The sequence below is a fragment of the Streptomyces sp. NBC_01481 genome, assembly GCF_026339995.1.
In the GTDB taxonomy this organism is placed as follows: domain Bacteria; phylum Actinomycetota; class Actinomycetes; order Streptomycetales; family Streptomycetaceae; genus Streptomyces.
The window spans coordinates 126,368-151,752 of the sequence record NZ_JAPEPT010000005.1; the positions used below are offsets into that span (position 1 = coordinate 126,368).

Annotated in this window: 16 protein-coding genes; 5 read left to right on the forward strand and 11 right to left on the reverse strand. The window is 68.4% G+C overall.

The annotated features are described in order from the left end of the window. Positions 1–6: 6 nt before the first annotated feature. Positions 7–2,448, forward strand: a complete 2,442-nt coding sequence (locus OOK40_RS26620; RefSeq protein WP_266487651.1) for an MMPL family transporter — start codon at positions 7–9, stop codon at positions 2,446–2,448. 46 nt (positions 2,449–2,494) lie between these two features. On the opposite strand, the gene OOK40_RS26625 is transcribed toward OOK40_RS26620, so the two are convergent. From OOK40_RS26625 to OOK40_RS26670, 10 genes are all read right to left on the reverse strand, one after another. Beyond that, positions 2,495–3,199 carry a TetR/AcrR family transcriptional regulator gene (locus OOK40_RS26625; protein WP_266486797.1) on the reverse strand — a complete coding sequence of 235 codons (705 nt, stop codon included), beginning with the start codon at positions 3,197–3,199 and terminating at the stop codon, positions 2,495–2,497. An 11-nt stretch (positions 3,200–3,210) separates the two neighbouring features. Continuing rightward, positions 3,211–3,618: a thiol-disulfide oxidoreductase DCC family protein gene (locus tag OOK40_RS26630; RefSeq protein ID WP_266486799.1), complete on the reverse strand. Its 408-nt coding sequence runs from the start codon at positions 3,616–3,618 to the stop codon at positions 3,211–3,213. Between the two features lie 5 nt (positions 3,619–3,623). Beyond that, the gene (locus OOK40_RS26635; protein ID WP_266486800.1) at positions 3,624–4,067 is read right to left on the reverse strand and encodes a hypothetical protein; all 444 of its coding nucleotides are present in this window, start codon (positions 4,065–4,067) and stop codon (positions 3,624–3,626) included. A 119-nt stretch (positions 4,068–4,186) separates the two neighbouring features. Beyond that, complete coding sequence (locus OOK40_RS26640) at positions 4,187–6,700, reverse strand: DUF4132 domain-containing protein (protein WP_266486801.1); 2,514 nt, start codon at positions 6,698–6,700, stop codon at positions 4,187–4,189. An 81-nt stretch (positions 6,701–6,781) separates the two neighbouring features. Further along, entirely contained in the window at positions 6,782–7,321 is a 540-nt protein-coding gene (locus tag OOK40_RS26645; RefSeq protein ID WP_266486803.1) for a hypothetical protein, read from the reverse strand. A 135-nt stretch (positions 7,322–7,456) separates the two neighbouring features. Then, positions 7,457–8,215, reverse strand: a complete 759-nt coding sequence (locus tag OOK40_RS26650) for a succinate dehydrogenase iron-sulfur subunit (RefSeq protein ID WP_266486804.1) — start codon at positions 8,213–8,215, stop codon at positions 7,457–7,459. Further along, a complete protein-coding gene (gene sdhA, locus OOK40_RS26655; protein WP_266486805.1) occupies positions 8,215–9,969 on the reverse strand; it encodes a succinate dehydrogenase flavoprotein subunit in 1,755 nt (584 codons plus the stop codon). Before sdhA ends, OOK40_RS26650 begins: the two co-directional genes overlap by 1 nt. A gap of 20 nt (positions 9,970–9,989) precedes the next feature. After that, positions 9,990–10,481 (reverse strand): succinate dehydrogenase hydrophobic membrane anchor subunit, encoded by a 492-nt coding sequence (locus OOK40_RS26660; protein ID WP_266486806.1) that lies wholly within the window; start codon positions 10,479–10,481, stop codon positions 9,990–9,992. An 8-nt stretch (positions 10,482–10,489) separates the two neighbouring features. Next, positions 10,490–10,870: a succinate dehydrogenase, cytochrome b556 subunit gene (gene sdhC / locus OOK40_RS26665; protein WP_266486808.1), complete on the reverse strand. Its 381-nt coding sequence runs from the start codon at positions 10,868–10,870 to the stop codon at positions 10,490–10,492. A 166-nt stretch (positions 10,871–11,036) separates the two neighbouring features. Beyond that, positions 11,037–11,573, reverse strand: coding sequence for a 2-oxo-4-hydroxy-4-carboxy-5-ureidoimidazoline decarboxylase (locus tag OOK40_RS26670; protein ID WP_266487653.1), 537 nt, complete (start codon positions 11,571–11,573; stop codon positions 11,037–11,039). Positions 11,574–11,911: 338 nt separating this feature from the next. Between OOK40_RS26670 and OOK40_RS26675 the strand changes: the two genes are divergently transcribed. From OOK40_RS26675 to OOK40_RS26685, 3 genes are all read left to right on the forward strand, one after another. Then, positions 11,912–13,459 carry a glycoside hydrolase family 20 protein gene (locus OOK40_RS26675; RefSeq protein WP_266487655.1) on the forward strand — a complete coding sequence of 516 codons (1,548 nt, stop codon included), beginning with the start codon at positions 11,912–11,914 and terminating at the stop codon, positions 13,457–13,459. A 214-nt stretch (positions 13,460–13,673) separates the two neighbouring features. After that, the gene (locus OOK40_RS26680; RefSeq protein WP_266486809.1) at positions 13,674–14,438 is read left to right on the forward strand and encodes a DUF4328 domain-containing protein; all 765 of its coding nucleotides are present in this window, start codon (positions 13,674–13,676) and stop codon (positions 14,436–14,438) included. Between the two features lie 331 nt (positions 14,439–14,769). Then, positions 14,770–15,354 (forward strand): hypothetical protein, encoded by a 585-nt coding sequence (locus OOK40_RS26685; RefSeq protein ID WP_266486810.1) that lies wholly within the window; start codon positions 14,770–14,772, stop codon positions 15,352–15,354. Positions 15,355–15,382: 28 nt separating this feature from the next. Here the strand turns inward: OOK40_RS26685 and OOK40_RS26690 are convergent, their stop codons facing one another. Further along, a complete protein-coding gene (locus tag OOK40_RS26690; protein WP_266486811.1) occupies positions 15,383–15,880 on the reverse strand; it encodes a hypothetical protein in 498 nt (165 codons plus the stop codon). Between the two features lie 361 nt (positions 15,881–16,241). Here OOK40_RS26690 and OOK40_RS26695 point away from each other — a divergent pair, with 361 nt between their 5' ends. Next, positions 16,242–25,328 (forward strand): DNRLRE domain-containing protein, encoded by a 9,087-nt coding sequence (locus OOK40_RS26695; RefSeq protein ID WP_323136121.1) that lies wholly within the window; start codon positions 16,242–16,244, stop codon positions 25,326–25,328. Positions 25,329–25,385: the final 57 nt, after the last annotated feature.

Genomic DNA, 25,385 nt, shown 5'->3' on the forward strand with positions numbered 1-25,385 from the left:
GCGGCATTGGCACGCTGGTGCTATCGGCACCGGCTGGTGGTCCTGGTGCTGTGGGTGGGGGCGCTGTTCGGCCTGGGGGCCGCGGGCAGTTCGGCGGGCACCAACTACTCCAACAGCTTCAGCCTTCCGGACACCGACTCCACACACGCGTACGACCTGATGGTCACGGCATTCCCGGAGAGCTCGGGCGACACCGACACGGTGGTGTGGCGGGTCTCCGAGGGCTCCGTGCGCGACACGGCGGTACGGGAGCGGATCGAGCCCGCGCTCAAGGAGATCGCGGGCATGAAGGGCGTGGGCGACGTCGCGAGTCCCTACGTCCCGGCGGGCGCGACGCAGATCAGCAAGGACGGGCGTATCGCCTACGCCCAGGTCACCTTCGCCGAGCAGGCCAACGGCGTGCCGAAGAAGCTGGTCGAGGATGTCGTCGACACCGCGCAGGACGCCGGGCGGGCGGGCCTCCAGGTCGAGCTGGGCGGGCAGGCGATCGCACGTATCCAGGAGCCGCCGACCGGCACGGCCGAGCTGGTCGGCATCGCCGCCGCGGCGGTCGTGCTGTTCCTGGCCTTCGGCTCGTTCTTCGCGATGGTGCTTCCGCTGGTGATCGCCATCTTCGGGGTCGGCACCGGAATGCTGTCGACGATGCTGCTCAGCCACGCGACGGATGTGCCCGAAGTGGCCCCGCTGCTCGGTTCGCTGATCGGTCTCGGCGTCGGCATCGACTACGCGCTGTTCATCGTCACACGCCACCGCAAGGGCATTCTGCGGGGCATGGCGCCCGAGGACTCGGCGGTCACGGCGCTGAACACCTCCGGGCGCGCGGTGCTGTTCGCGGGCGGCACGGTGTGCATCGCACTCGCCGGAATGCTCGTGATGAACATGCGGTTCCTCGACGGCGTGGTGATCGCCACCTCGCTGACGGTCGTCCTGAGCGTGCTGGCCGCGATCACGCTGCTGCCCGCGCTCCTCGGCGTCCTGGGCATGCGCGTACTGAGCAGGCGCCAGCGGCGCAGGCTCGCCGCGAACGGCCCCGAGTCCGTCGAGCCCGGCGGCGCCGCCGCCCGCTGGTCCGTGACCGTACAGAAGCGGCCCAGATCCATCGCGCTGGTCGCGCTCGTGGTGATGGCCGCGCTCGCGATTCCCGTGCTGTCCCTGCGGCTCGGCGCGACCGACCAGGGCAACCACCGGAACGACACCACGACCCGGCAGGCGTACGACCTGCTCGCCGAGGGCTTCGGCCCCGGCTTCAACGGGCCACTGCAACTGGTCGCGAAGGACGCCGAACCGGCCGCCGTCCAGAGCCTGGTGGGCAAGGTGCGTGCCACGGAAGGTGTGGCACAGGTCGTCGCGCTGCCCTCGCAGCCGGGCTCCGGCGTCACCGTGATCCAGGTCGTCCCCACGACATCGCCGCAGTCCGAGCAGACGGACCAGCTGATCGACACCCTGCGCGAGGAGGTCATCCCGCAGTCGGGCGAGGAAGTCCATGTCGGCGGAGTCACCGCGATCTTCAAGGACTTCGCCGCGGTGACCGGTGACCGGCTGCCCTATTTCGTCGGGACGATCATCGCGCTCGGCTTCCTGCTGCTCCTGATCGCGTTCCGCTCGCTCGTCGTCCCGCTGACCGCCGCCCTGATGAACCTGATCGCGGCCGCGGCCTCCTTCGGCGTGCTGGTCGCGATCTTCCAGTGGGGCTGGGGAGCGGAGGCGCTCGGCCTCGGCAAGGAGGGCCCGATCACCGCCTTCCTGCCGGTCATCATGCTGTCGCTGCTGTTCGGCCTCTCGATGGACTACCAGGTCTTCCTGGTCAGCCGGATGCACGAGGAGTGGGTGCATACGAAGGACAACGCGCGGGCGGTACGGGTCGGTCTCGCCGAGACGAGCCGGGTCATCAACTGCGCCGCCCTGATCATGATCTGTGTCTTCAGCGCCTTTGTGCTGAGCGGTGACATGGAGGGTGCGATGGCGGGCATCGGGCTCGCGGCGGCCGTGGCGCTGGACGCGTTCATCCTGCGTACGGCGCTGGTGCCTGCGGCGATGCATCTGCTCGGGAAGTCCAACTGGTGGCTTCCGGCGGGTCTGGAGAAGCGGCTGCCGCATCTGGCGGTGGAGCCGCGGGAGGACGCGCCGGAGCCCGCGCTGTCCGTGCTCGGTCCGCGCGCCCAGCCGGGAGACGGGGCGGGCGGGTCCGTCGTGCACGGCTTCGTCCGTACGGAGTCGGGCGAGCCGGTCGGGGAAGCGATCCTCACCCTCGTCTCGCCGGGCGGCAGCCAGGTGGACCGCGTGGAGTCGCTGGCCGACGGCTCGTACATCCTGTCCGCTCGGGCCGGTGGCGCGTACATGCTGGCCGTGACGGCGGGCGTCCATGAGCCGTGGGTCCGCCACATCATGATCGGCGGCGATCCGCTGGTCCACGACGTGGTCCTGTCGGACCTGGGCGTGAGCCGCTGAGCGTTCCGGGCCCGGGGCTCTGGGCAGGAGCTCCGGGCCCGGCCGGCTACTTCTTGCGGGCGGCGACAGTCTCCGCCATCCCGGGCATGAAGTCCGTGAACAGATCGTGCACTTCGTGTACGAGCGGTCGCAGCACCCGGAAGCGGGAGAGCGCGACACCGCGGGTGGTCAGCCGGGCGCCGCGTTCGGCCAGCCGCCTGGTGCGCTCGCGGCCCTCCGAGCGGTCGAAGACCCAGTACAGGACGAGTCCCATCTGGGACAGCCACATCAACTCGGGCAGGGCGTCCACGAGTTCGTCGGCGACCTTGGCCTTGGAACCGGCCAGCACCTCGCGGTGGATGGACAGGGCCGCCTCGCGGGCGTGCTCCGACTCGGGGGAAAACGGGCTGAGCGGGCTCTCAGGGTCGGCGGCGTTCTTGAAGAACTGCGCCGCGAACTCGTGGTACGGCTCGGCGATCTCCAGCCAGGAGGTCAGCACACCGGCGAGCCGGGTCTCCAGGTCCGTCTCCCGGTCCAGGATGGGCCGGACCGCCGCCTGGTGCTCGGCGCCGATCCGGTCGTAGAAGCCCTGGACGAGATGTTCCTTGGAGGCGAAGTAGTAGTACGCGTTCCCCACCGAGACACCGGCCTCTTTGGCGATGGCCCGCATCGTCGTCCTGTCGTAACCGCGCTCCTGGAAGAGACGGAGCGCGGTTTCGAGGATGAGCGTGCGGGTCTGCTCGCTCTTGGGGGCCGCCTTCACTTCTGTCACGGTGTCCGAGCCTAACCGGGAACGGAGCACCGGTCGTCGCAGGGCGTACCGCCGGCTCCTCCCGCCGCGGTCGCCTCGCGGTACTTGGACGCCGCGAGCATCGTGACCCGTACGAACGGCAGGCCTGCCGGGGTGGCGAGCCAGTGGGCCCTTGGCCGGTGCTCGGCCAGCGCCCAGAGGCAGACGATCCAGGCGGCGGGGCCGGTGTAGATCTGGCCCCTGTCGCCGATGACGGTGATCTCCCGCAGGGTCGCGGTGTGGTCGAGGCGCGGGTATCTGCGCCGCGCCTCGGCCGACCCCGCGGGCACCAGGTCCAGCGGTACGAGCTGCCTCTGCCGCATCAGCCAGCTGCGCAGGTGGACGCAGAGGGAGCACTGGGCGTCGTACAGGACGGTCAGTCCCCGGACCGGGGTGCCCATCGCGCTCACGCTCCGGTGGGACCGGTGGCCGGCGCGGCCCACGGGCCGGGTCCCGCCTGGGTCGTCCAGCCCTGGGGCCCGACCGGCGGAGTCTGCTCGCGCTCCATCAGTCCGCGCCGGCGGATCTTGTTGAGGACCCAGACATTGCCGAGGTGCATGACGCCGAGGACGAGGAGTACGACGCCGAGCTTGACCGAGAGCGCCTCGAAGAGCCCGCGGGCGTCCTCGACGGCATCGGCCGCCTTGAGGTAGAGGGCGACGAAGCCGAGGTTCACGAGGTAGAAGCCGACCACCAGGAGGTGGTTGACGGCGTCGGCCAGCTTCTCGTCCCCCTTGAGGACGCTGGCGATGAAGATGCGCCCGTTGCGGCTCAGGGTCCGCGCGACCCAGATGGTGAGCGCGACGCTGATCAGCAGGTAGACGACATACGCAACAACAGTGAGGTCCATCCCCCACCCTCCCTTGAACGTGTTCAAAAGCTGGCAGTCATGACTGTAGACCTCCTTTTGAACATGTTCAAGCGATGGGCGTGGCGGGGCCCGGAGTCGGTCGGCCTGGTCGGCTTCGCCTACGCGTCGCGCCGCAGTTGGGCCGTGATCGTGCGGTCGGTGATCCTGGCGTCGTCCGCCAGCACAAACGCCGTCGACAGGATCAGCGACAGCAGTCCGCCGTCCTCCTCGAAGGGCAGAAAGAGCCGCTCCCCGCCCGCGCCCGCCGCCGAACGGTCCACCGCGATGCGGAGATACGCGTCATCGGGCTCCCTCAGGATGCTTCCCGAACCCAAATGGATCTTGTACGTGTGCAGCTCGCCGCGCACCCTCAGGAACCGGTCGGTGAGCTCCACGCGTTCGGCGATCCGGGTCCGCGGCAGCAGCCGGGCCAGCCACTGGCGGCGTATCCGCGCCGACTCGGTGAGCTCGCCGAACGCCCATCGCTCCCAGTACCCGTCGTGCGCCCGCTCCTCGCCGCGGTCGCGCCACTGCGGATCCGCCCCGATCGACGCGACCGTCACGAACAGGTCGGCGTCCCGCATCGCCTCGGTCAGCACCAGCGGCGGTACGGCGGCGAGCTCGGCGAGCTCCCACGGTCCGCGCGCCCCGCGTCGCCGCTCGAAGCGCAGCCGGTCCGTGGAGCACAGCGACGCCAGTCCGCCGTCCGACTGCTGTTGGACCAGTTCGACATGGAACCGGGCGCGCCAGAACTCGCCCTCGCCCAAGGTCAGTTCACCGGGGCGCGGCAGCTCCCGCACCATCTCGGCGGCGTATCCGTCGCTGAAGTACCCCAGGTGGTTTCCGGCCCAGCCGCGCTCCACCAGCAGCGCCTTCGCCTGGTTGTAGCGCAGGATGTGGCCGGCGAAGCGGTGGGAGTAGGTGCGGGTCTCCTCCTCGGCGGGGGTGAGCGGATAGACCTCCCGGAAGCCCTGCTTGAAGGGCTGGCGCAGCTCGCGCTCGGTGAGCTCCTCGTGCCAGGTCCGTATCTCCTCGGGGTCCGCCCGGACCGGATGCCACAGCCGCAGCACGGCCCTGTCCGTCACGGGGACGGCCGTGCCGTCCGCCCCCGCCAGTGCCCAGCCGCCCGCCGTACGCTCCGGCAGTCCGGCCACCCACTGCCCGCCGTCGTCCGCGCTCGCCTCCCAGATCAGCGTGCGGGCCAGGGTGCCGGTCACCGGATGGTCGATGTAGTGCCGCTCCCAGTCGGCCGCCGCCCACCGGGTGCCCGCCATCAGATGCTCTTCCAGCCGCGCGCGCTCGACCGGCATCAGTGTGCGCAGCTGCTTCAACGCGGCCCGGATGTCGGTCAGTTGCTCGCCGTACTCCTCGCGGACCGCTTTCGGCGCGGACTTCAGCACCTGGCCCTGCGGCCCCCTGAAGGACAGCGCGGGTGTCCCAGAGGCGGTGACCGACAGGACCGCCGTGTAGTCGCCCAGCGTCTGTTCGCGGATACCGCGCGCATCGAGGCCCACGGACGGCACGGCCCGCTCCCTGAGCATTGACGGGGTGATCCCGCCCCGCTCGGCCACGGCCTGCAGTGCTGCGGTGATGCCCTTGAGCACGGTGCGGTTGCGGATGGTGCGCTGCAGGCGGCCGAGCCAGTCGACGGCCTGCTCGCCCTGGATGCCGCCGAAGTCGCCGAGGACCGCGACCGCGGTCGTGGCCATCTTGCCGTTGCGGCAGTAGCCGCCGGAACCGCCGGTCCCCGTACCGGAGTTGAGAGCGACCGCGCCGACCGCGGGCACCACCCAGTCCGCCCCGATGTCCGCCGCGGCCCACAGCAGCCCGCGCACCAGCCGGGTGTTGCCCTCCGACGCGATCCCCGGCCAGGTGCTGCCACTCACCCAGGCGGTCGCCGCGACCCGGTGCTCACGCTGGTCGCCCATCCCTTCCAGCAGCGCCCGCACCGTCTCCTTGCCCCGCTCCGTGCCCGCCAGGAGGGCCCGGGCCTGCCTCCGCCACCGCTTGGTGGCGCGCACCTGGCCCTGCGCCACGCAGTGCTCCAGGAACGCCGCGACCCCCGGCCCGGCGAGCAGCTTCGGATGCTCCGTGCGCATCCGCGGCCCGAACTCGTCCTCGTCGTCGAGCAGGACCGGCGGCAGCCCCGTGTCGTCGGAAGCCTCCGGCCCGATGAGGGCGTCCAGCCGCGCCCGCATCGCGAAGTTCTCGGATCCCTCGTCCTGCCCTCCCCAGGCCGACAGGGACACCTGACGCGCGGCCCGCAGCAGCCGCCGGTCGTAGCCGCCCGCCTCCTTCGCCGCGGCCAGCGGCAGTCGGGCGAGCGCCCCGAACTGCCGCAGCAGCTGCGCCGGATCGACCAGCGCGTCCGGTCCCACCAGGCGCCGCAGCAGCGTGTCGGCCTCCGCGGCGGTCCAGCCGAGGCGTTGCTCCGAGAGCCAGGGCACCGCCCAGTCGTCGGCGCGGTCGGCACCGCCGTGGCACAGGTTGCGGTGTATCCACAGCGCGGCCCGCCGTCGCTGGTCGAGGGTCAGGGACGCCAGCAGCTCCCGCACCGGCGTACCCCCTTGGGTGCGCTGACGCACCCCCGCCTCGTACAGTCTGGTCTCCAGGCCGTCCGTCGTCACCGTCATCGTGCCGGTCCCCTCCCCGAGCTCAACTCCTCCTGACGGTACGGGCCGCCACTGACAGCCGGCTCGGCGGACGCGTGACCGCTACATGCTGGCGAGCGAACGCGCGTAGTTGATCTGCCCCATGACCTGCTGGAACGTTTCCGGGCCACGTGCCGGGATCATCGTCGAGTGGTGCTTGCCGCCGCTCGTCACAGTGACCTGGATGAAGCCCGTGGTCTTCTTCTCCTTCATCAGCAGGAACAGCAGCCCCAGCAGGCAGAAGATGAAAAAGATGACCGCGAGCACGATGGCGTGGGTCGGCATCTTCTCCTCGGTGTGCGACATGTCGGTGGCGTTCCACACCGAGCCCCGCAACGGCAGCGTGCCCGCGGGAGTCACGATCGAGTCGCCCATGACACTGATGTCACCGATCGACACCAGAGGCGCCCCGCCCATCGCGGCCGGGGCCCCGGCCGGTACGGGAAGAGCGGGCTGCGTCTGGCTGTAGTCGGGAGCCTGGTTCGGATACCCGTACCCCGGCGCCTGGTTCGGGTAGCCGTAGGCCGGCGTCCCCGGAGGCTGCGTCGGCCCCCACTTGTACTCGGGCTCTCCGTCAGCCGCGTACGGATTGGGCTCGCTCATGGTCTCGTCCCCGCTTTCCTGCTGCTCATGTCAGACGTTCCCCGATCCTGCCAGGTATCGCCTCGCCCGGTGAACCCCGGGCACCAAAGGGCCCCGCCTCACACAAAGTTGAGACGGGGCCCCGGTACCGTTCGGTCACAAGCGACGCGTGATCAGCGCGCGCTTGACTTCCTGGATCGCCTTGGTGACCTCGATACCGCGCGGGCAGGCGTCCGTGCAGTTGAACGTCGTGCGGCAACGCCACACGCCGTCCTTGTCGTTGAGGATCTCCAGCCGCTGCTCCCCGCCCTCGTCACGCGAGTCGAAGATGAAGCGGTGCGCGTTCACGATCGCCGCCGGGCCGAAGTACTGGCCGTCGTTCCAGAACACCGGGCACGAGGACGTGCACGCGGCGCACAGGATGCACTTGGTGGTGTCGTCGAAGCGCTCGCGGTCCTCCGCGGACTGCAGACGCTCGCGCGTCGGCTCGTTGCCGGACGTGATCAGGAAGGGCATCACATCGCGGTACGCCTGGAAGAACGGCTCCATGTCCACGACGAGGTCCTTGAGGACCGTCAGGCCCTTGATGGCCTCGACCGTGATCGGCTTCTCCGGGTTGATGTCCTTGATCAGCGTCTTGCAGGCGAGCCTGTTCTTGCCGTTGATCCGCATCGCGTCGGAGCCGCAGATGCCGTGCGCGCAGGAGCGCCGGAAGGTCAGCGAACCGTCGACGTCCCACTTGATCTTGTGGAGACCGTCGAGCACACGCTCCTTCGGGTCGATCTCGATCTGGAAGTCCTGCCACTGGGCCTCGTCGGAGACCTCGGGGTTGAAGCGGCGGATCCGGAAGGTGACCGTGATGTAGGGCGAAGCGGCGGCTTCCGCCTCCACCTTGTCCAGAGTCGGGGTAGCCATCAGTACTTACGCTCCATCGGCTGGTAGCGGGTCTGGACGACCGGCTTGTAGTCGAGACGGATCGACTCGACGCCGTCGTCGCCCACCTCGCGGTACGCCATGGTGTGGCGCATGAAGTTGACGTCGTCGCGGTTGGGGAAGTCCTCGCGGTAGTGACCGCCGCGGGACTCCTTGCGGGCCAGTGCCGAAACGGCCATGACCTCGGCCAGGTCGAGCAGGTTGCCCAGCTCGACGGCCTCCAGCAGGTCCGTGTTGAAGCGCTTGCCCTTGTCCTGGATGGACACGTTCAGGTACCGCTCGCGCAGCTCGCCGATCTTCTCGACCGCGGTCTTGATCGTCTGCTCGGTGCGGAACACCATGACATTGGCGTCCATGGTCTCCTGCAGCTCGCGGCGGATGTCCGCGACCCGCTCCTTGCCGGTGGAGTTGCGCAGCCGCTCGACCTGCGCCTCGACCAGGGAGGCCGGGTTCTCCGGCAGGTCGACGTAGTCGTGCTTCGCCGAGTACTCGGCGGCGGCGATACCGGCGCGCTTGCCGAACACGTTGATGTCGAGCAGCGAGTTGGTGCCCAGGCGGTTGGCGCCGTGCACCGACACGCAGGCGACCTCACCGGCGGCGTACAGACCCGGCACGACGGTGGTGTTGTCGCGAAGGACCTCACCCTGGACGTTGGTCGGGATGCCACCCATGGCGTAGTGCGCGGTCGGCTGGATCGGGATCGGGTCCGTGTACGGCTCGATACCGAGGTACGTACGCGCGAACTCGGTGATGTCCGGGAGCTTCGCGTCCAGCTGCTCCGGCGGCAGGTGGGTGAGGTCCAGGTAGACGTGGTCGCCCTCGGGACCGCAGCCGCGGCCCTCACGGATCTCCGTGTAGATGGAGCGCGAGACGACGTCGCGCGAGGCGAGGTCCTTCATGACGGGCGCGTACTTCTCCATGAAGCGCTCACCGTCCTTGTTGCGCAGGATGCCGCCCTCGCCGCGGGCGCCCTCGGTGAGCAGGATGCCCATGCGCCAGATGCCCGTCGGGTGGAACTGGAAGAACTCCATGTCCTCCAGCGGCAGTCCGCGCCGGTAGCAGGCGGCCTGCCCGTCACCGGTCAGCGTGTGCGCGTTGGAGGTCACCTTGAAGAACTTGCCGGTGCCGCCCGAGGCGTAGATGACGGCCTTCGCCTGGAAGATGTGGATCTCGCCGGTGGCCAGCTCGAACGCGACCACGCCCGCCGACTTCTTGACGCCGTCGACCTCGGTGATCAGCTGGTCCAGGACGTAGAACTCGTTGAAGAACTCCACGCCCTCCTTGACGCAGTTCTGGTACAGCGTCTGGAGGATCATGTGGCCGGTGCGGTCCGCGGCGTAGCAGGACCGGCGGACCGGGGCCTCGCCGTGGTTGCGCGAGTGGCCGCCGAAGCGGCGCTGGTCGATGGTGCCGTTCGGGGTGCGGTTGAACGGCAGGCCCATCTTCTCGAGGTCCAGGACCGCGTCGATGGCCTCCTTCGCCAGGATCTCGGCGGCGTCCTGGTCGACCAGGTAGTCACCGCCCTTGACCGTGTCGAAGGTGTGCCACTCCCAGTTGTCCTCCTCCACGTTGGCGAGCGCGGCGGCCATGCCGCCCTGCGCGGCGCCCGTGTGGGAGCGGGTGGGGTAGAGCTTCGTCAGCACGGCGGTACGGCTGCGCTTGGTCGACTCGATGGCCGCGCGCATGCCCGCGCCACCGGCGCCGACGATGACGGTGTCGTACTTGTGGATCTTCATTGGTCTCGTCAGCCCCGGCTTTAGCGGATGTTCGGGTCGAAGGTGAAGATCACCAGCGTGCCCAGAAGGATGGTGAACACCGTGGCGGTGTACAGCAGGCCCTTGAGCCACAGGCGCGTGTTGGCGCGCTCGGCGTAGTCATTGATGACGGTACGCAGGCCATTGGCGCCGTGCAGCATCGCGAGCCACAGCATCAGCAGATCCCAGACCTGCCAGAACGGGGACGCCCAGCGGCCGGCCACGAAGGCGAAGCCGATCTTGGAGACGCCGCCGTCCAGCACCAGCTGGATCAGCAGGTGGCCGATGACCAGGACGACCAGGACGACACCGGACAGGCGCATGAAGAGCCATGCGGCCATCTCGAAGTTGCCGCGGGTCGCCTTCGGGGTCTTGCCGGTGCGCCTGCGCGGGGCCTCGATGTACGGGGCCGGGTGGTCGACGTCGTAGGGGCTCGTACCCTCGACGGGGCCGACGGCGGAGGTGGTGTCGGCGACTGTGTTGTTCGAAGACATTGTCTGGCTCAGCTCCCGAACAGTTCACGAACGGCGTGGCCGAGCACCGGGTACAGGGCGCCCACCATCAGCACGAACCAGATGACCATCACGATCCAGAACATCCGCTTCTGGTAGCGCGCGCCCTTGGACCAGAAGTCCACGGCGATGACACGCAGGCCGTTGAGCGCGTGGAAGAGAATCGCGGCCACGAGGCCGTATTCGAGCAGCGCGACGATCGGCGTCTTGTACGTGGCAACGACGTCGTCATACGCCTCGGGGGAGACGCGGACGAGAGCGGTGTCCAGCACGTGTACGAACAGGAAGAAGAAGATGAGGACGCCGGTGACTCGATGAGCCACCCAGGACCACATTCCTTCCCGGCCGCGGTACAGCGTTCCAGCCGGCACGGAAGAACCCTCCGAAAGCGGGGATTGGGGCCATGCCGGCTTCTCTGTCGGTCTGGCCCGGCCGGGTACGGTCCACCGGCCCCGGCCATCGTAGCGACGACTTGTCGGTTCGCTCGCCCGGGGTCCATAGGTGTGATCAAACAGGCAACAAACAGCCTCGGACGGGCTATCGGGAAGCCCCCGCGACGTCTGATTCCGGATGGTTGGCCACTACATGCGCCAGTCGGGAGCGGGCGAGGCCGCGCAGCTGCTCGGCGGAGACGGCCCGCTCCTCGTCCGGTTCGTGGCCGAGCCGGGCGCGGATTCCGGCGAGCACCTGGTCGAGGTACTCATCGGGGCGGTATCCGTCGAGGCTGATCACGAAGGCGTGGCCGAAGCGGCTCTCGTACGCGGCGTGGCCGGCGGCCAGCGCGGTGTGCGCCGCCTGGGGCGCGCCCGGGTGGAGACCGGCGGAGGACTCGACGGCGAGGGCCTCGGAGAGGTCGGCCTGCGAGAGGTCGTAGCTGGCCTCGTCGGCGGCGGCGAGGAGGGCGTCGACATCGGGGTAGGGGCGGTGGGCGACCAGCCGCTGGGCCCAGCGGTGGCTGCCGCAGCAGGCGAGAAGGGCCGCTTCGGCCGCGTCGGCGGCTGCGGTGTTGAAGCGCTCGAGACCGGGTTCGCCGCCGCGCTGGCCGGGAAGCCGGGGCGAGAGCGTGGCCGGTATGGCCGAAGAGGCGAGCGCATGCTGGGTGTGGTGGAGTGTCGGCGGTCGCTTCGGGAGGCCGGCGTGGGATTCGCTGGACAGCGTGGGCTCCTCGAAGGGGACAGCAGGACGGCTGGGAAGTGTGGGGTGGATGAGTCGTAACGCTATCCGTGGCTGCCGGAAGCTGTCCGACGGATGCGCGATTTTCACCCGGACGGGAGAGTTTCGACTCGTGTGATGGACGATGGTGGGGGTGGTTCGCGGTAGTTGCGCCAGATATTGGAGGTATCCGGGTGGTACGGCACTCTGGGTGTGCCAGGTTCACGGGCGCCTTCCTCGCCGCGGCAGCGGCCTTCTCGATGACGCTGACCGGCTGCTCGAGCGACGAGCCGCCCACGACGGCCGGCCAGACGCGGGGCGGAACCAAGGCCCCCGCCGCCGTGAGCCCGTCACCTAAACCGACACCGACACCCTCCAGGACCTACCCCCTCTCCCGGGCGCCCGCCACCATCCCCGCCGTACGCACGCACGAGGCGGCGCGCGGGCCGGGCTGGCGGCCGGGGCCCGGCGGCGGGGTCGTCGTCGCCAAGGGCAGCGAGGCGCTCGCCGACGAGGCGCGGCTGCTCGCCGGCGAGCTGAAGCTCGGCTACCGCGGCGCGGTCGCCGCCCGCGCCGGCGATGTCGAGCTGGCGCTCGGGGCCGGGGGCGCGCGAGAGTCGTACACGGCCCTCACCAGCGGCGGCCGGGTCAGAATCACCGGACCCGACGAGGCGGGTGTCTTCTACGGGACCCGGACCCTCAAGCAGGCGGTGAAATCGGGCGGCGCGATGCCGGAGGGCGTCGTACGCGACCGGCCCGACCGGCCGCAGCGCGGCCTGATGGTCGACATCGCGCGCAAGCACTTCTCCGCCGCCTGGATCGAGGCCCGGCTGCGCGAGATGGCCGACCTCAAGCTCAACCAGCTCGGCCTGCACTTCTCCGACGACCAGGGCTTCCGCATCGAGTCGGACTCGCACCCCGAGATCGTCTCGAGCCGGCACCTGACCAAGGCCGAGGTCCGCCGGATCATCGACCTGGCCGCGCGGCTGCACATCACGGTCATCCCGGAGATCGACTCCCCGGGACACCTCGGCGCAGTGCTCGCCGCCCATCCCCAGCTCCAGCTGCGGGACGCCGCGGGCAGGCCGGTGCGCGGGGCGATCGACATCGGACAGCCCGCGTCGGCCGAGATCGTGGACGAGCTGCTGAAGGAGTACGCGGAGCTGTTTCCCGGCGCGTACTGGCATCTCGGCGGAGACGAGTACCAGGCGCTGGTCCGGCGGAACCCGGAGGCGTCCTTCCCGCAGCTGGCGGCACTCGCCCGCCAGCAGTACGGCCCGCAGGCACGGGTTCAGGACCTGGCGACGGCCTGGGTGAACGACCGCGCGGCGGTGGTGCGCCCCCTGGGCAAGAAGCCCAAGGCGTGGAACGACGGCTTCTTCCGCGGCGGCGTGGTCAGGGCGGACAAGGACCTCGAGGTCGAGTACTGGACGGGCAAGGAGATCGGGGCCCGGCCGCCGCTGGAGTACCTGCGCGAAGGCCGGCGGCTGGTCAACGTCAACGACGAGTACCTGTACTACGTGCTCGGCCAGCCGCAGACCTTCGTCTATCCGACGGGCCGCCGGATCTACGAGCAGTGGACCCCGTTCGTGATCCGCGGCACCCAGCCGGTGCCCCGTAAGTACTCGTCCCAGATCCTGGGCGGCCGCTTCGCGGTCTGGTGCGACCTCGCCAACTCCCAGACCCAGGAACAGGTGGCCCGCGGCATCGCGATGCCGCTGCGGGCGACGTCCCAGAAACTGTGGGACCCGCGGAAGCCGGGGCGGAGCTGGCAGCAGTTCCAGGAACTGGCGCGGAAGCTGGGCTGAGGGGCGGCCGGGCGCCCGCCGGGTCTCGGCGTCCGGGCCATGCAATGGCAGCGGTGCAGGAGCCGGCGCGGAAGCTGGGCTGAACTGGGGATTCGTGGTGGACGGCATCAGCCGCTGAGGCATATCGTCCGCGGGCGACCGCGCGCCGTACGGCCCGGTCTCCGTGACGTCTCTGGGGAGGGGCGTCTTCTCACCCGTGGGGGGCCGCTCGGCCATGCTGTGCTCGAAATGCCGGACCGGCGCGGCGGCGACCGCCGAAGGACTCTGCCAGGCCTGCTCGGTCGGTACGGTCGACATCACACCGCCCGGGCCGCGGGCCGGGGGTCTTCTGCGTTCTCCGGTGGGCATCTCGTACGCCGTCGTGGCGCTGCTCTGCCTCGTCATCGCGACCGACCTCTTCTCCGTCGTGGCCGCGTTCGGTCTGGGGAACCTGACGGCCACGGCCTACTCCGACGCGGACCTGGAGCGGGCCACGTCGCTGATGGACACCGCGGGAGTCACTCAGGGGATCGCGCAGCTCGCCACCCTGTTCGTCTTCCTCGTCTGGTTCCAGCGGGCCCGGAACAGCGCAGGTGTCTTCGCGCCGGATCTCCAGCGGCGCGGCGCGGGGTGGGCGACCGGCGGCTGGTTCGTCCCGTTCGGGAATCTCTACATCCCGCGCGCGATCACCGTCGACATCTGGGCGGCGAGCCGGCGCGACCCGTACGGAACGGGGAAGCAGGAGCCGCACACCGTCGTCAACGTCTGGTGGACCGCGTGGCTCGCCACGAATCTGATCAATCCGGTCGCGGACAGCCAAATTGACTCGGCTGACACTCCGGACGCCTTCAGCGCGGGCGCGGACGCCTTGATCCTGGCGGGAATCCTCGACATCGCGGCCGCCGTGCTGGCGATCGTCGTCGTCCGCAGGCTGACTCGCATGCAGTACGTCAAGGCGGCGCTCAGGGCGGAGCAGGTCTCGAAGGAGGCCGCGGTGTGAGCCCGCCCGGGGGTGTGCGGGCTCACACCAGTCTTGGGTCGCCGCGGTCCCAACAGGGCCCTCTGCAGGCCGAGTTCCAGGTGGCCAGAATGTAACAGAGTTGTGGCGCATATGTGGGTGCTCGGCACGCGAAAGTGTTCCGGATCGGGTCGCCGAGACGGTGGCGGCCGGGGTGCCCGAGGGAGTACTTTTCGCCAAGCGGCCCGCGGCTGAACCGGGGGACCTTTCTTCCGATTCCTGGAAGGAATGGGTATTCCCGGCCGACGCAGTGACGCATTCGAGCCACGGGGCGCAGTAAGAGGAAGTACTGCGTCCGCGATGGGAGGCGTCCGTGGCGTCCAAGAGCCTGAGGGAACTGATCGCACAGGCGGATGAGCGAGGCCTGGCCGCGAGCGGACTCGCCTGCCTGGACCGCTGTCTGCCCGTGCTCGCATCCGAGGCCGACGCGCTGCGTCCGCTCTGGGCCGGTCTGGTGGAAGGCGAGGAGGACTGGTCGGGACGGCTCGCCGAGGCCAGAGCGACCATGGAGAGCGCCACCGTCGAGGACGAAGCCGCAGCCCTCGTACGTCAGATGCTGGGCGCCGCTCCCTCGGAGTGGGAGGCGGACCCCCTGCGGGAATGGGCGGACGACTGCTCCGTCGCCGCGCTCGAACTCCACAACCGCTTCGACGCGGGCTCGGGCGCCGACGAACCCGCCGCTGCCGATGTCGTCGACGTACTCACGCGCTGCCGCGAGGGCGAGCCGGACGGAGCGGGGCCGCTCGTCGCCGGCGAACTGCGCCGCCAGATCCAGATCCTGGAGATCCTGGCCGACGCACAAGGCGGCGTCGGGCTGCGCCAGGCGCTGGATGTCTCGATCGAGGGCCAGCGTGTGCTGCGCGCGGTCGTCTCGCGACGGGCGCGCGTCAAGCGCTGAGGCGCCGGATCGAGGGCGAGCCCGGGGGTCAGTTCTGCCCGGCCGGCAGTTGACCGGTGCAGGTTGCCCGTCCGTAGCTGCCCGACGCGGTGGCGAGTTGTACGTGCTTGCCGCGGATGGCGAGGGTGCAGCTGGCCTGGCCGCCCTTCTCGTCCAGAACGAGGCCGATGGTCGGCGCCTTGCCGAGCGGTACCTGGACCGTCTTCTTCCAGGGCAGCGCAACGCGCTTCTCCACGGTCGCCTTGCCCGACTCGCTGCGCGCGAGGTACGAGAGCTCGGCCGTGCCCCGTCCGGTCACCTCGTAAGTCACCTCCGCGGTCGGGACGGCGCGCGGCTTGGGCTTCTCGTCGGTGTTGAGGAAGCCGTACCCGATGAGCCCGCCGCATGCGAGCAGCGCCACGGCGGCGATGGCCAGTCCGCGCCGGTCCGGGCCGCCGCCCTTTCCGGCTTCCGCCAGGCTCGCGGCTTCAGTTGATTCAGTGGACTCAGTGGACTCGGCGGATTCAGGCGATTCCGTGGATGGCATGAGGCACCGGCTTTCCATGAATTGATTCTCTTCGGAACCGGGCGTTTATACACGACGCGGCCCGCCCGGCGCGAGCGAACGGAAGAAACGGGCGAATCGACGCTCTTTTCGGGGGGCAACTGTCCCGATTGTCCAGGGGGTTGACTGGGCGTCACTCCAGTGACTAGAAATCACGCCGCCACGTCCGTGAACTGGCAATTCGCGGTTCGTGGAGCAAATGAGTCACGCCGACCGGAAACCTCCGGGTCGGCTCATTCGGCGTGCCCATTTCGCATGCGGCGAATTGGCTCGCCGAGGCGAAAGGGCATAGAAGGTGAAAGTTCCGTACGGGAGATATATCTCCTGTCTGGTGGTGTCGGCGGTGGCGGGAACGCTGCTGCCGCAGGTCGCTTATGCGGCCCCTGTGTCGTCGTCGGATGACGGCGGCAAGGGGATCGTCGACACCGTCAAGGGCTGGTTCTCCGACGACGACGAGGAGGCGGACGAGCCGCCGGTCGGGGGGAAGCTGGAGATACCCAGCCGCCAGAAGCTGCCGAAGGGCAAGAAGCTTCCGAAGGCCAAGCGGGTCAAGGAGCTGACCGAGCGGCGCACATCGCAGGCGCGGTTCTTCGAGCTGTCGGACGGCCGGGTGGAGGCGGAGCTGTCGGCCGTTCCGGTCTCGTACAAGTCCGGGAAGTCGTGGAAGCCGATCGACACCGCGGTGCGGTCGACGACGGCGAAGGGCTTCGACTTCGCAAACACGGCCAACACCGGCCGGAGCTGGTTCGGTTCTGATCCGGGCAAGCTGCTGCGTTTCGAGTCCGCGGGCGGCGGGGCCATCAGCCTGGGCCTCACGGGCGCGGCCGGGAACACCCTCAAGCCGCAGGCCGACGGTGACACGGTCACGTACAAGGGCGCTGTTTCGGGCGCCGATCTGCAGTACAAGGTCGGCCGGGGACAGGTGAAGGAGAACATCGTCCTGGCTAAGCGCCCGGCCGGTCCGGTGTCGTTCACGTTCACCCTGAACACCGAGGGACTGACGCCGAAGGCGCGCAAGGACGGCTCGGTCGCCTTCTACGGCGAGGCGCCGGGCACTCCGGTCCTGGTGATCCCGGCTCCGTACATGACGGACGCCAAGAAGGACGCGCTGTCGCCGACGGGCGGTACGTACTCCACGAAGGTCTCCCAGAAGCTCACCCGGGACGGGAAGAACTGGAAGCTGACCCTCGCGCCGGACGCGAAGTGGCTGGCGGCGAAGGAGCGTCAGTACCCGGTGGTGATCGACCCGACGATCACCGTCGCGCCGAACGCGGCCACCTCGCAGGACACGATGGTCCTCTCGGATCAGCCGTCGGTGAACTTCAACACCACCTGGAAGCTGTCGGCCGGCAAGACGGACACCGGTATCGCCCGCTCGCTGATCAAGTTCCCGCTGAGTGAGGTCCCGGCGGGTGTGAAGGTCGATGCGGCGCGGCTGAGCATGTACTACGACCAGGCGCACACCACGAACGGCAACGCGGTGACGCTGGAGGCGCACCGGGCGACGGGTGCGTGGGACGAGTCGACGGCGACCTGGTCCAACACCAGTGCGCTGGTGGGTGAGCTGTCCGCGACGACCGTCATGATCGACGACGGGGCGGTGGGTACGGCGGCGGTCGGCGAGTGGCCCGGTGGCACCACGACCGGTGGCGCCGCGACGTACGACGACTTCGCGTACAACAAGAACGCGCTGACCGGTGAGACGTACTCCTGGCAGCCGCAGGTCGCGGAGACCGATACCTACCGGGTGGACGTGCACTACCCGGCGGCCTCGGACGCGGCCACGGCCGCCCCGTACACCGTGAACTACAACGGTGGCACGAAGAATTACACGGTCAACCAGACCGGGACGGGCGGGGTCTGGAAGACCCTGGATGCCGCTGAGTACAGCTTCGTCAAGGGCAACACCGGCAAGGTCGTCCTGGGCGACACCGGCAGTGCGACGACGCGGACGCTGGCGGACTCGGTCCGGCTGGTGAACCCGGCGCAGATCATCAAGCCGGTCGGCAAGTACAACCAGTGGCATGACTTCCCGGTCACCGACACGGTCCAGCGCTGGGTGTCCGGGGTCAATCCCAACCACGGGTTTGTGCTGCAGGCCAAGGACGACACACTGGCCGGGACGCTGACCGGTGGTCCGCGCTACGAGGCGGGGGACGGCGACTACGGCGGCGAGACCTCGTCCATTCCGCGCCTGACGGTGACCTACGGCAAGGTCGGCACCGCGCTGAACTCGCCGACCGTGGTGCACTCCACCGGACCCGAGCTGTCCTGGCCCGCCTATGTGAACACCAGCGGCGCGGCGAACGACGCGATCGTCGAGTACCAGCTGCACCGCTCCACGCAGCAGGTCTTCACTCCGTCCGCGGCCACGCTGATCGCCCCGATCGCATCCACGGCCACGAGCTACACGGACACCACCGCGGTGCCGACCCCGGACTCCAGCTCCAGTGAGATCGGCAAGTCGTACTTCTACCAGCTCGCGGTCAAGACCCAGGGCGGCGAGCTGCTCGGCTCTCCGACCCGGGTGGTGGGTATCCCCAAGGCCGGCCGGACGATGAAGATCATCCAGAGCGGTCAGACGGACACCACGCTCTCCTCGCAGCAGCCCACCACCAACCAGGACGCGATCCAGTCCCTCGGCGTGGGCCAGACCTGGCTGAGCGTCGGCAACAACTCGCCCACGTACGGCAAGACCCGCGCCGTGGTGAAGTTCCCCACCAGCTCGATCCCCACCACCGCCACGGTGCTGGAGAACAAGATGTACATGTGGGGAGCGGAGACCACCAGCACCACCAACGGTGCGATCTACGAACTCCACTCGCTGACCCGGGACTTCACCGAGACCCAGGCCACCTGGAACAACGCCAACGCCACCACGCCGTGGACCACGCCGGGCGGCGACATGTCCGCCACCGTCGCCGACACCGTCCCGCAGATCACCGACGAGGTCGGCCGCCACTGGTGGGACGCCACCGGACTGATGCAGTCCTGGGTCAAGACACCCGCCAACAACAAGGGCGTAGCCGTCAAGCTGAAGGACGAGACCACCACCGGCCCGCAGGAACGCACCCTGTTCCTGTCGTCGGAGGCCTCCGACCCCCAGCTGCGCCCGTACATGCAGGTCATCTACGTCGACTCCACCACGGAGGACACGTACTACGCGCCGACCACTCCGGCCCGGATGACGCCGAACTCGCAGTACACGGTCGAGTTCACCGTCACCAACACCACGGCCACGGCGTGGGCCGCCGGAGAGCGGCAGCTGTCGTACACCTGGAAGCTCCCCGACGGCACGGACGTGACCACCGGCGGCAACCAGCTGTCGACGGCCATCCCGGCGCTGCTGCCGGGCAAGTCGGCGACGATTCAGGCGCAGGTCAAGACCCCCATCAACTCCGATGAGGGCAACAAGCGCCTGGACTACGTGCTCGGCTGGGACGTCAAGAAGGTCGCCGACGGGACCTGGCTGTCCGCCGGGACCGGCGCCATCCCGCCGCTGAAGCAGAACGTCACGGTCGAGGACCCCACGTCCAACACGCTGGGTCTGGAGAAGTTCTACGACTACACCGGCAAGAACACCGGCGCCGGCTCGACGGTCATGAACAATCTGGCGTCCGGCAACAGCGTGTGGTCGTACAACGCCGTCAACAACCCGGGCCGCGGAGTCAACACCTTCGCCCGCGTCGCGTACAACTCGCTCGACACCTCGGACACGGTCCTCGGCCACGGCTGGTCGGCTCAGATCTCCGGACCGACGCGCCTGGGCGCGCCTCTGGAGTTCCACCCCAAGCCGAACCCCACCGAGATCCGTCTCCCGGACGGCGACGGCACCACGCACGTCTTCCGCTGGGACGCCACGAACAGCGTGTGGAAGGCACCGGCCGGTGTCCACTACAAGCTGACGATGAAGGCCGGCCTGGACTGCAAGCCGACCAAGGACCCGGTCCCGGACGCCTGGACGCTCACGCGCCCGGACGGCACCCGGTTCCTGTTCGGCTGCGACGGCTACATGACGTCTGCCGTCGACAACGACGGCAACACGCAGACGTACACGTACGAGGAGCGCAAGTCCAACAACAAGCCGACCAAGTTCCTCAAGTACATCACCGACCCGGCCGGCCGTCAGTCGCTCACGATCGACTACTACGGCAAGGGTGACGCGACCTACGAGTACATCAACGACTCGGGCGCCAAGGTCTCCGGCACCAACCTGACCAACTCCAAGATCTACGACCACGTGAAGTCCATGTCGGACATCTCGGGCCGCAAGATCTCCTTCTACTACACCGACAAGGGCCTGCTCGGGCAGATCGGGGACGGCGAGACGTCCTCCCAGCCCAAGGTGTTCAAGTTCACCTACGACGCCACGCAGGGGAACAAGAACGTCAAGCTGGTCAAGGCCACCGACCCGCGCGGCAACAACACGCAGTTCGCGTACTACGCCCCGCAGACCGGCGACGACCCGAAGTACCACTGGTGGACCAAGACGATCACCGACCGTCTGGCCTTCACCACCGGCTTCGCGTACAAGGCGAACACGGCGAACACCAACTTCACCGACACCAAGGTGACGGACGCCGAGAGCCGCGCCACCGACCATGTGACGGACGACTTCTTCCGTCCGGTCCAGATCACCGACGCCAAGTCCCAGACCACCAAGATGTCCTGGGACGCGGACAACAACGTCACCTACATGGAGGCGGCGAACGGGGCCAAGGCCGCGTCCTGCTACGACTCCAAGACCGGCTACCCGCTGCGCCAGTGGGACCCGGAGACCACCAAGTCGTGGTCGACGTTCAACCAGACCGACTACTGCGACCCGGCCAAGTACCCGGCCGGCGCGACCAAGTTCGAGTACCAGACCCGTCTCGACGGCTACTCCGCCGACCTGTGGCGGAAGACCAGCCCGCTGGGCAACGTCTGGGAGTTCGGCTACGACTCCTTCGGTAACCAGACCTCGGTCACGGACCCGGAGGGTGTCGCCTCGGCGACGGCGGGCGACTACCAGTCGATCACCACGTACGACGCCTACGGCCAGCCCCTGACGGACACCGACGCGAACGGCCACGCCACCACCTACGCGGACTACGGCCCGCACGGGTACCCGGCGACGATCAAGGACGCGCTGAACAACCCCACGACCTTCGTCTACGACGACCGCGGCAACACCAAGGAGGTCGTCAACGCCAAGGGCGCCAAGGTCACCCAGAACTACGACTACTTCGGCCGTCCGCTGGATCAGAAGCAGCCCAAGGACCAGGCCGCCGGTGTCTACATCACCACGCCGGCTCCGGTCTACGACGCCAACAACAACACGCTGAAGGCGTTCGGGCCGAACGGCGCCGAGACCTCCTCCGTGTACGACGCGGCGGACCAGGTCACCGACTCCCTCGCCCCGAAGGACGAGGCGACCGACCCGGAGCGGCGCACGACCACCACGTACGACAAGGTCGGCAACGTCAAGACCGTCACCGAGCCGAAGGGCAACCTGACGCCGACGGTCGGCGACTACACGACCACGTACACCTTGGACGAGATCTACCGGCCCGTCTCGGTGGTCAACGCCAGGGGCGACAAGGTCTCCAGCACCTACGACAGCGTCGGCAACCTGATCACGGTCGTCGACCCGAAGAAGAACGCCACCCCCGACTCGTCCGACTTCACGTCGAAGTACGACTACGACCTGAACAACCGGGTCGTGAAGACGACGGACGCGGCGGACAAGTTCACCACCGTCCACTACGACCTCGACGGCCGCACCGACAAGGCGACGGACGCCGAGGGCAACACCTCCGAGACCAGCTTCGACCGGCGTGGCCTGACCAAGGAGGTCAAGGTCCCGTACTCGAAGGACGGCTCGGGCGTCATCACGTACCGGACGACCAAGTTCGAGTACGACGAGGTCGGCAACAAGACCAAGACGATCAGCCCGCGCGGTGTCGAGACGACCTCGGATGCCACGGACTTCACCTCGGAGACCGTGTATGACGAGCTGAACCGGGTCAAGGAGACGCTGTCTCCGTTCAAGCAGGGCGACGCCAACTACGCCAGCCCGGACCGGACGCACTACTTCTACGACACGGTCGGCCAGCTGTCCAAGGTCTCCGCGCCGCCGTCGCAGGGCCAGACGGTCCGTAACGACACCGACTACGAGTACTACGACAACGGCTGGACCAAGTCGGCCAAGGACGCCTTCGACATCACCACGGCGTACGACTACAACACGCTGGGTCAGCAGACAAAGAACACGCTGACCTCGGCCGGTGGCTCGTCGCAGCGGACGATGACGTGGGACTTCTACCCGTCCGGCAACCAGAAGGCCCGCTCGGACGACGGTGTTCCGGTCGGCAAGCAGGTCGTGGTCGTCGACTCGACGGACATCCACAACACGGCCACGCAGGGCAACTGGGACGCTTCCCAGGCGCTCGGCCAGTGGGGCTACGACGTCCGCACCAACGCCAAGGGCACCGGCACGGAGTCCTTCACCTGGCAGCTGAACATCCCGCAGGACGGTACGTACGAGGTCTTCGCCCGGCACGGTGACGTGACCGGCGCGGCCACGGACGCCCCGTTCAAGATCACCCACTCGACCGGGGAGACCACCCGGACCGTCAACCAGTCCACGGGCTCCGGCACGTGGGTCTCGCTGGGTTCGTACTCCTTCACCGAGTCGGGCAGCCAGAAGGTCACCCTCACCGACGCCGCCAACGGCACAGTTGTCGCTGACGGCATCAAGCTGGTGCGCGCCAACACGGGCGAGACCGACAACGAGAAGAAGGACTTCACCTACAAGTACGACGCCAACGGGCTGCTGTCGGAGGTCAAGGACCTCTCGCCGGGCGCGAAGGCGGACGCGTACGCGATGGCCTACGACGAGCTGAACCAGCTGTCGAAGGTCGAGGAGAAGCTGGGCAGCACGGTCAAGAACACGACCTCGCTGACCTATGACGTCAACGGCAACCCGCTGGAGACCACGCACGACGTGACGTGGTCGAAGGCGGAGTACGACGTCCGCGACATGATCAACAAGATCACGAACGCGGACACGCCGACGGCGGGCAACCAGCAGATCACCACCCTCAGCTACACCGACCGCGGCCAGCCGCTCAAGCAGACGAAGCCGAACGGGAACGCCGTCGACTACGCGTACTGGCTCAACGGTGCGGTCAAGTCGCAGGTGGAGAAGAAGAGCAGCGGCACCGTCGTCGCCTCGCACGACCTGGAGTACGACCCGAACGGGAACCGCTCCAAGGACACGGCGAAGCTGATGAACGCCGACAACACGGCGGCGTATCTGGACACCGTCTCGACGTTCGACTATGACCCGCAGGACCGCATCTCGAAGGTCACCAAGACCGGTAGTGGTGCGGGCACGGAGGAGTACGTCTACGACGGCAACTCCAACATCGTCGAGCAGAAGTCGGGCGGGACCACGTCGACGTCGACGTACGACCGCAACCGTCTGCTGAAGACGGCCGCGGGCGGTGTCGCGTCGACGTACAACTACGACCCGCTTGGTCGTCTGGACACGGTCTCGTCGAACGGGTCCGTGCAGGAGAAGTACTCGTACGACGGTTTCGACCGGATCGCCAAGCACACGGCGGGTACGGGTGCGTCGGCCAAGACGACGTCGTACGTGTACGACGCCTTCGACCGCACGGCGCAGGAGACCACGTCCGGGACCAACGGGAAGACCACGGCCTTCACCTACCTGGGCATGGAGTCCAAGGTGCTGCGGGAGGAGGTCGCCGGCAAGGCGACCAAGTCCTACCAGTACTCGCCGTGGGGTCAGAAGCTGACCCAGATCAAGCACAAGGACACCGGTCCGCACGAGTACTCGCAGTTCCTCTACCACCCCAAGGGTGATGTCGAGGCGATCACGAAGGAGGACGGCAACACACGGGCCACCTACGGCTACACGGCCTACGGCTCGGACGACGACGCGCAGTTCACAGGTGCGGACAAGCCCGATGCGGCGAACCCGGACAAGGAGCAGTACAACGACTACCGGTACAACGCGCACCGGTACGACGACGGCTCCGGTACGTACGACATGGGCTTCCGCAACTACAGCCCGGGTCTGAACCGGTTCCTGACGCGCGACATGTACGGCGGCGCCCTGGACGACATGTCCCTGGCGACCGACCCGTACACCGGCAACCGCTACGCCTTCGCCGGCGGCAACCCCATCTCCTTCGTGGAGCTGGACGGCCACCTGTTCGGCATCGACATCTCGCTCTCGGACGTCGGCCACGCCGCGCTCGATGTGGCGGGCATGGTGCCGGTCATCGGCGAGGCGGCGGACGTCGCGAACGGCATCTGGTACGCGGCCGAGGGCAATTACACGGACGCGGCGCTGTCGATGGCGGCGGCGATTCCGGGTGCGGGAGCCGCGGTCACCGCGGCGAAGTGGGCGAAGAAGGGCGCGAAGGCCGCGGACGCGGTCAAGAGCGGCAAGAAGGCGGCCAGCGGCGCCAAGGCGGCCAAGGCGTCGAAGGCGTCGAAGGCGTCGAAGGCGAAGCCGAAGCACGCCAAGGGCAAGAAGGGGGCGGGCGGCAAGAAGGCCTGTAAGAAGGGTGCGAAGAAGAACAGCTTCGTCCCCGGCACCAAGGTGGTGATGGCCGACGGGTCCGCGAAGAACATCGAGGACCTCAAGGAGGGCGAGTACGTTCTGGCCTCCGACCCGGAGACCGGCAACCTCCAGGCCCGCCAGATCACTAACACCCGCAACCACAAGGGTGACAAGCACCTGGTCACCCTGACCGTCGACCCCGACGGCAAGAACGGCAAGGCCAAGCCCAGCAAGATCACCTCCACGGCCGGGCACCCGTACTGGCTGCCCGACTACGGCCGCTGGGCCGAGGCCGGTGACCTCGAACCGGGCATGTGGCTGCAGACCGCGGCCGGCACCTGGGTCCAGATCACCGCGATCGACGACACCCACCGCACCCAGCGGGTCTACAACCTCACTGTCGACGGCCAGCACACGTACTTCGTGCTGGTGGGCGGGGCTCCGGTCCTTGTCCACAACGCTGGGGTTCCGAGCGACTGCGACGGCGTTGCGATGGCCCACCGCGCGAAGGAGAAGTTCGAGCGACCGGGCAACATGAACGGTGCTCTCTATGCGCAGGGTCAGAATGCTCCGTACCCCCTGTCAACGGGGTTCCGGAACATGCACCCGGATATGGCGAACAATCTCCCGCCGGGCGTGACGAAGGGCTTCGAGCATCACCTGGAGGCGCAGACAGCTGGCTTGATGCGCAACTGGGGTGTCGACGACGCGCACTTGTTCATCAGCGGGGACTACATTTGCGATGTATGCGCACGTAGTCTTCCCGACATGCTGCCAGAAGGTTCAAAGCTCAAAGTCACCTTCCAGCGAGCCGGAGAATTCGTGACCAGAGAATTCGAGGGCAACGCCTTCTAGTGTGACCCGTGTTGGCCCCGGCGACTGGTGTCGCCGGGGCCAACTCATTTTAATGGC

What these genes read in the sequence shown, in the direction of transcription:
- OOK40_RS26630 (WP_266486799.1), bottom strand. Translation starts at nt 3,618, where the DNA reads ATGGGCACCCCGGTCCGGGGACTGACCGTCCTGTACGACGCCCAGTGC.
- OOK40_RS26635 (WP_266486800.1), bottom strand. Translation starts at nt 4,067, where the DNA reads ATGGACCTCACTGTTGTTGCGTATGTCGTCTACCTGCTGATCAGCGTC.
- OOK40_RS26640 (WP_266486801.1), bottom strand. Translation starts at nt 6,700, where the DNA reads ATGACGGTGACGACGGACGGCCTGGAGACCAGACTGTACGAGGCGGGG.
- OOK40_RS26645 (WP_266486803.1), bottom strand. Translation starts at nt 7,321, where the DNA reads ATGAGCGAGCCCAATCCGTACGCGGCTGACGGAGAGCCCGAGTACAAG.
- OOK40_RS26650 (WP_266486804.1), bottom strand. Translation starts at nt 8,215, where the DNA reads ATGGCTACCCCGACTCTGGACAAGGTGGAGGCGGAAGCCGCCGCTTCG.
- sdhA (WP_266486805.1), bottom strand. Translation starts at nt 9,969, where the DNA reads ATGAAGATCCACAAGTACGACACCGTCATCGTCGGCGCCGGTGGCGCG.
- OOK40_RS26660 (WP_266486806.1), bottom strand. Translation starts at nt 10,481, where the DNA reads ATGTCTTCGAACAACACAGTCGCCGACACCACCTCCGCCGTCGGCCCC.
- OOK40_RS26675 (WP_266487655.1), top strand. Translation starts at nt 11,912, where the DNA reads ATGACGCTGACCGGCTGCTCGAGCGACGAGCCGCCCACGACGGCCGGC.
- OOK40_RS26680 (WP_266486809.1), top strand. Translation starts at nt 13,674, where the DNA reads ATGCTGTGCTCGAAATGCCGGACCGGCGCGGCGGCGACCGCCGAAGGA.
- OOK40_RS26690 (WP_266486811.1), bottom strand. Translation starts at nt 15,880, where the DNA reads ATGCCATCCACGGAATCGCCTGAATCCGCCGAGTCCACTGAGTCCACT.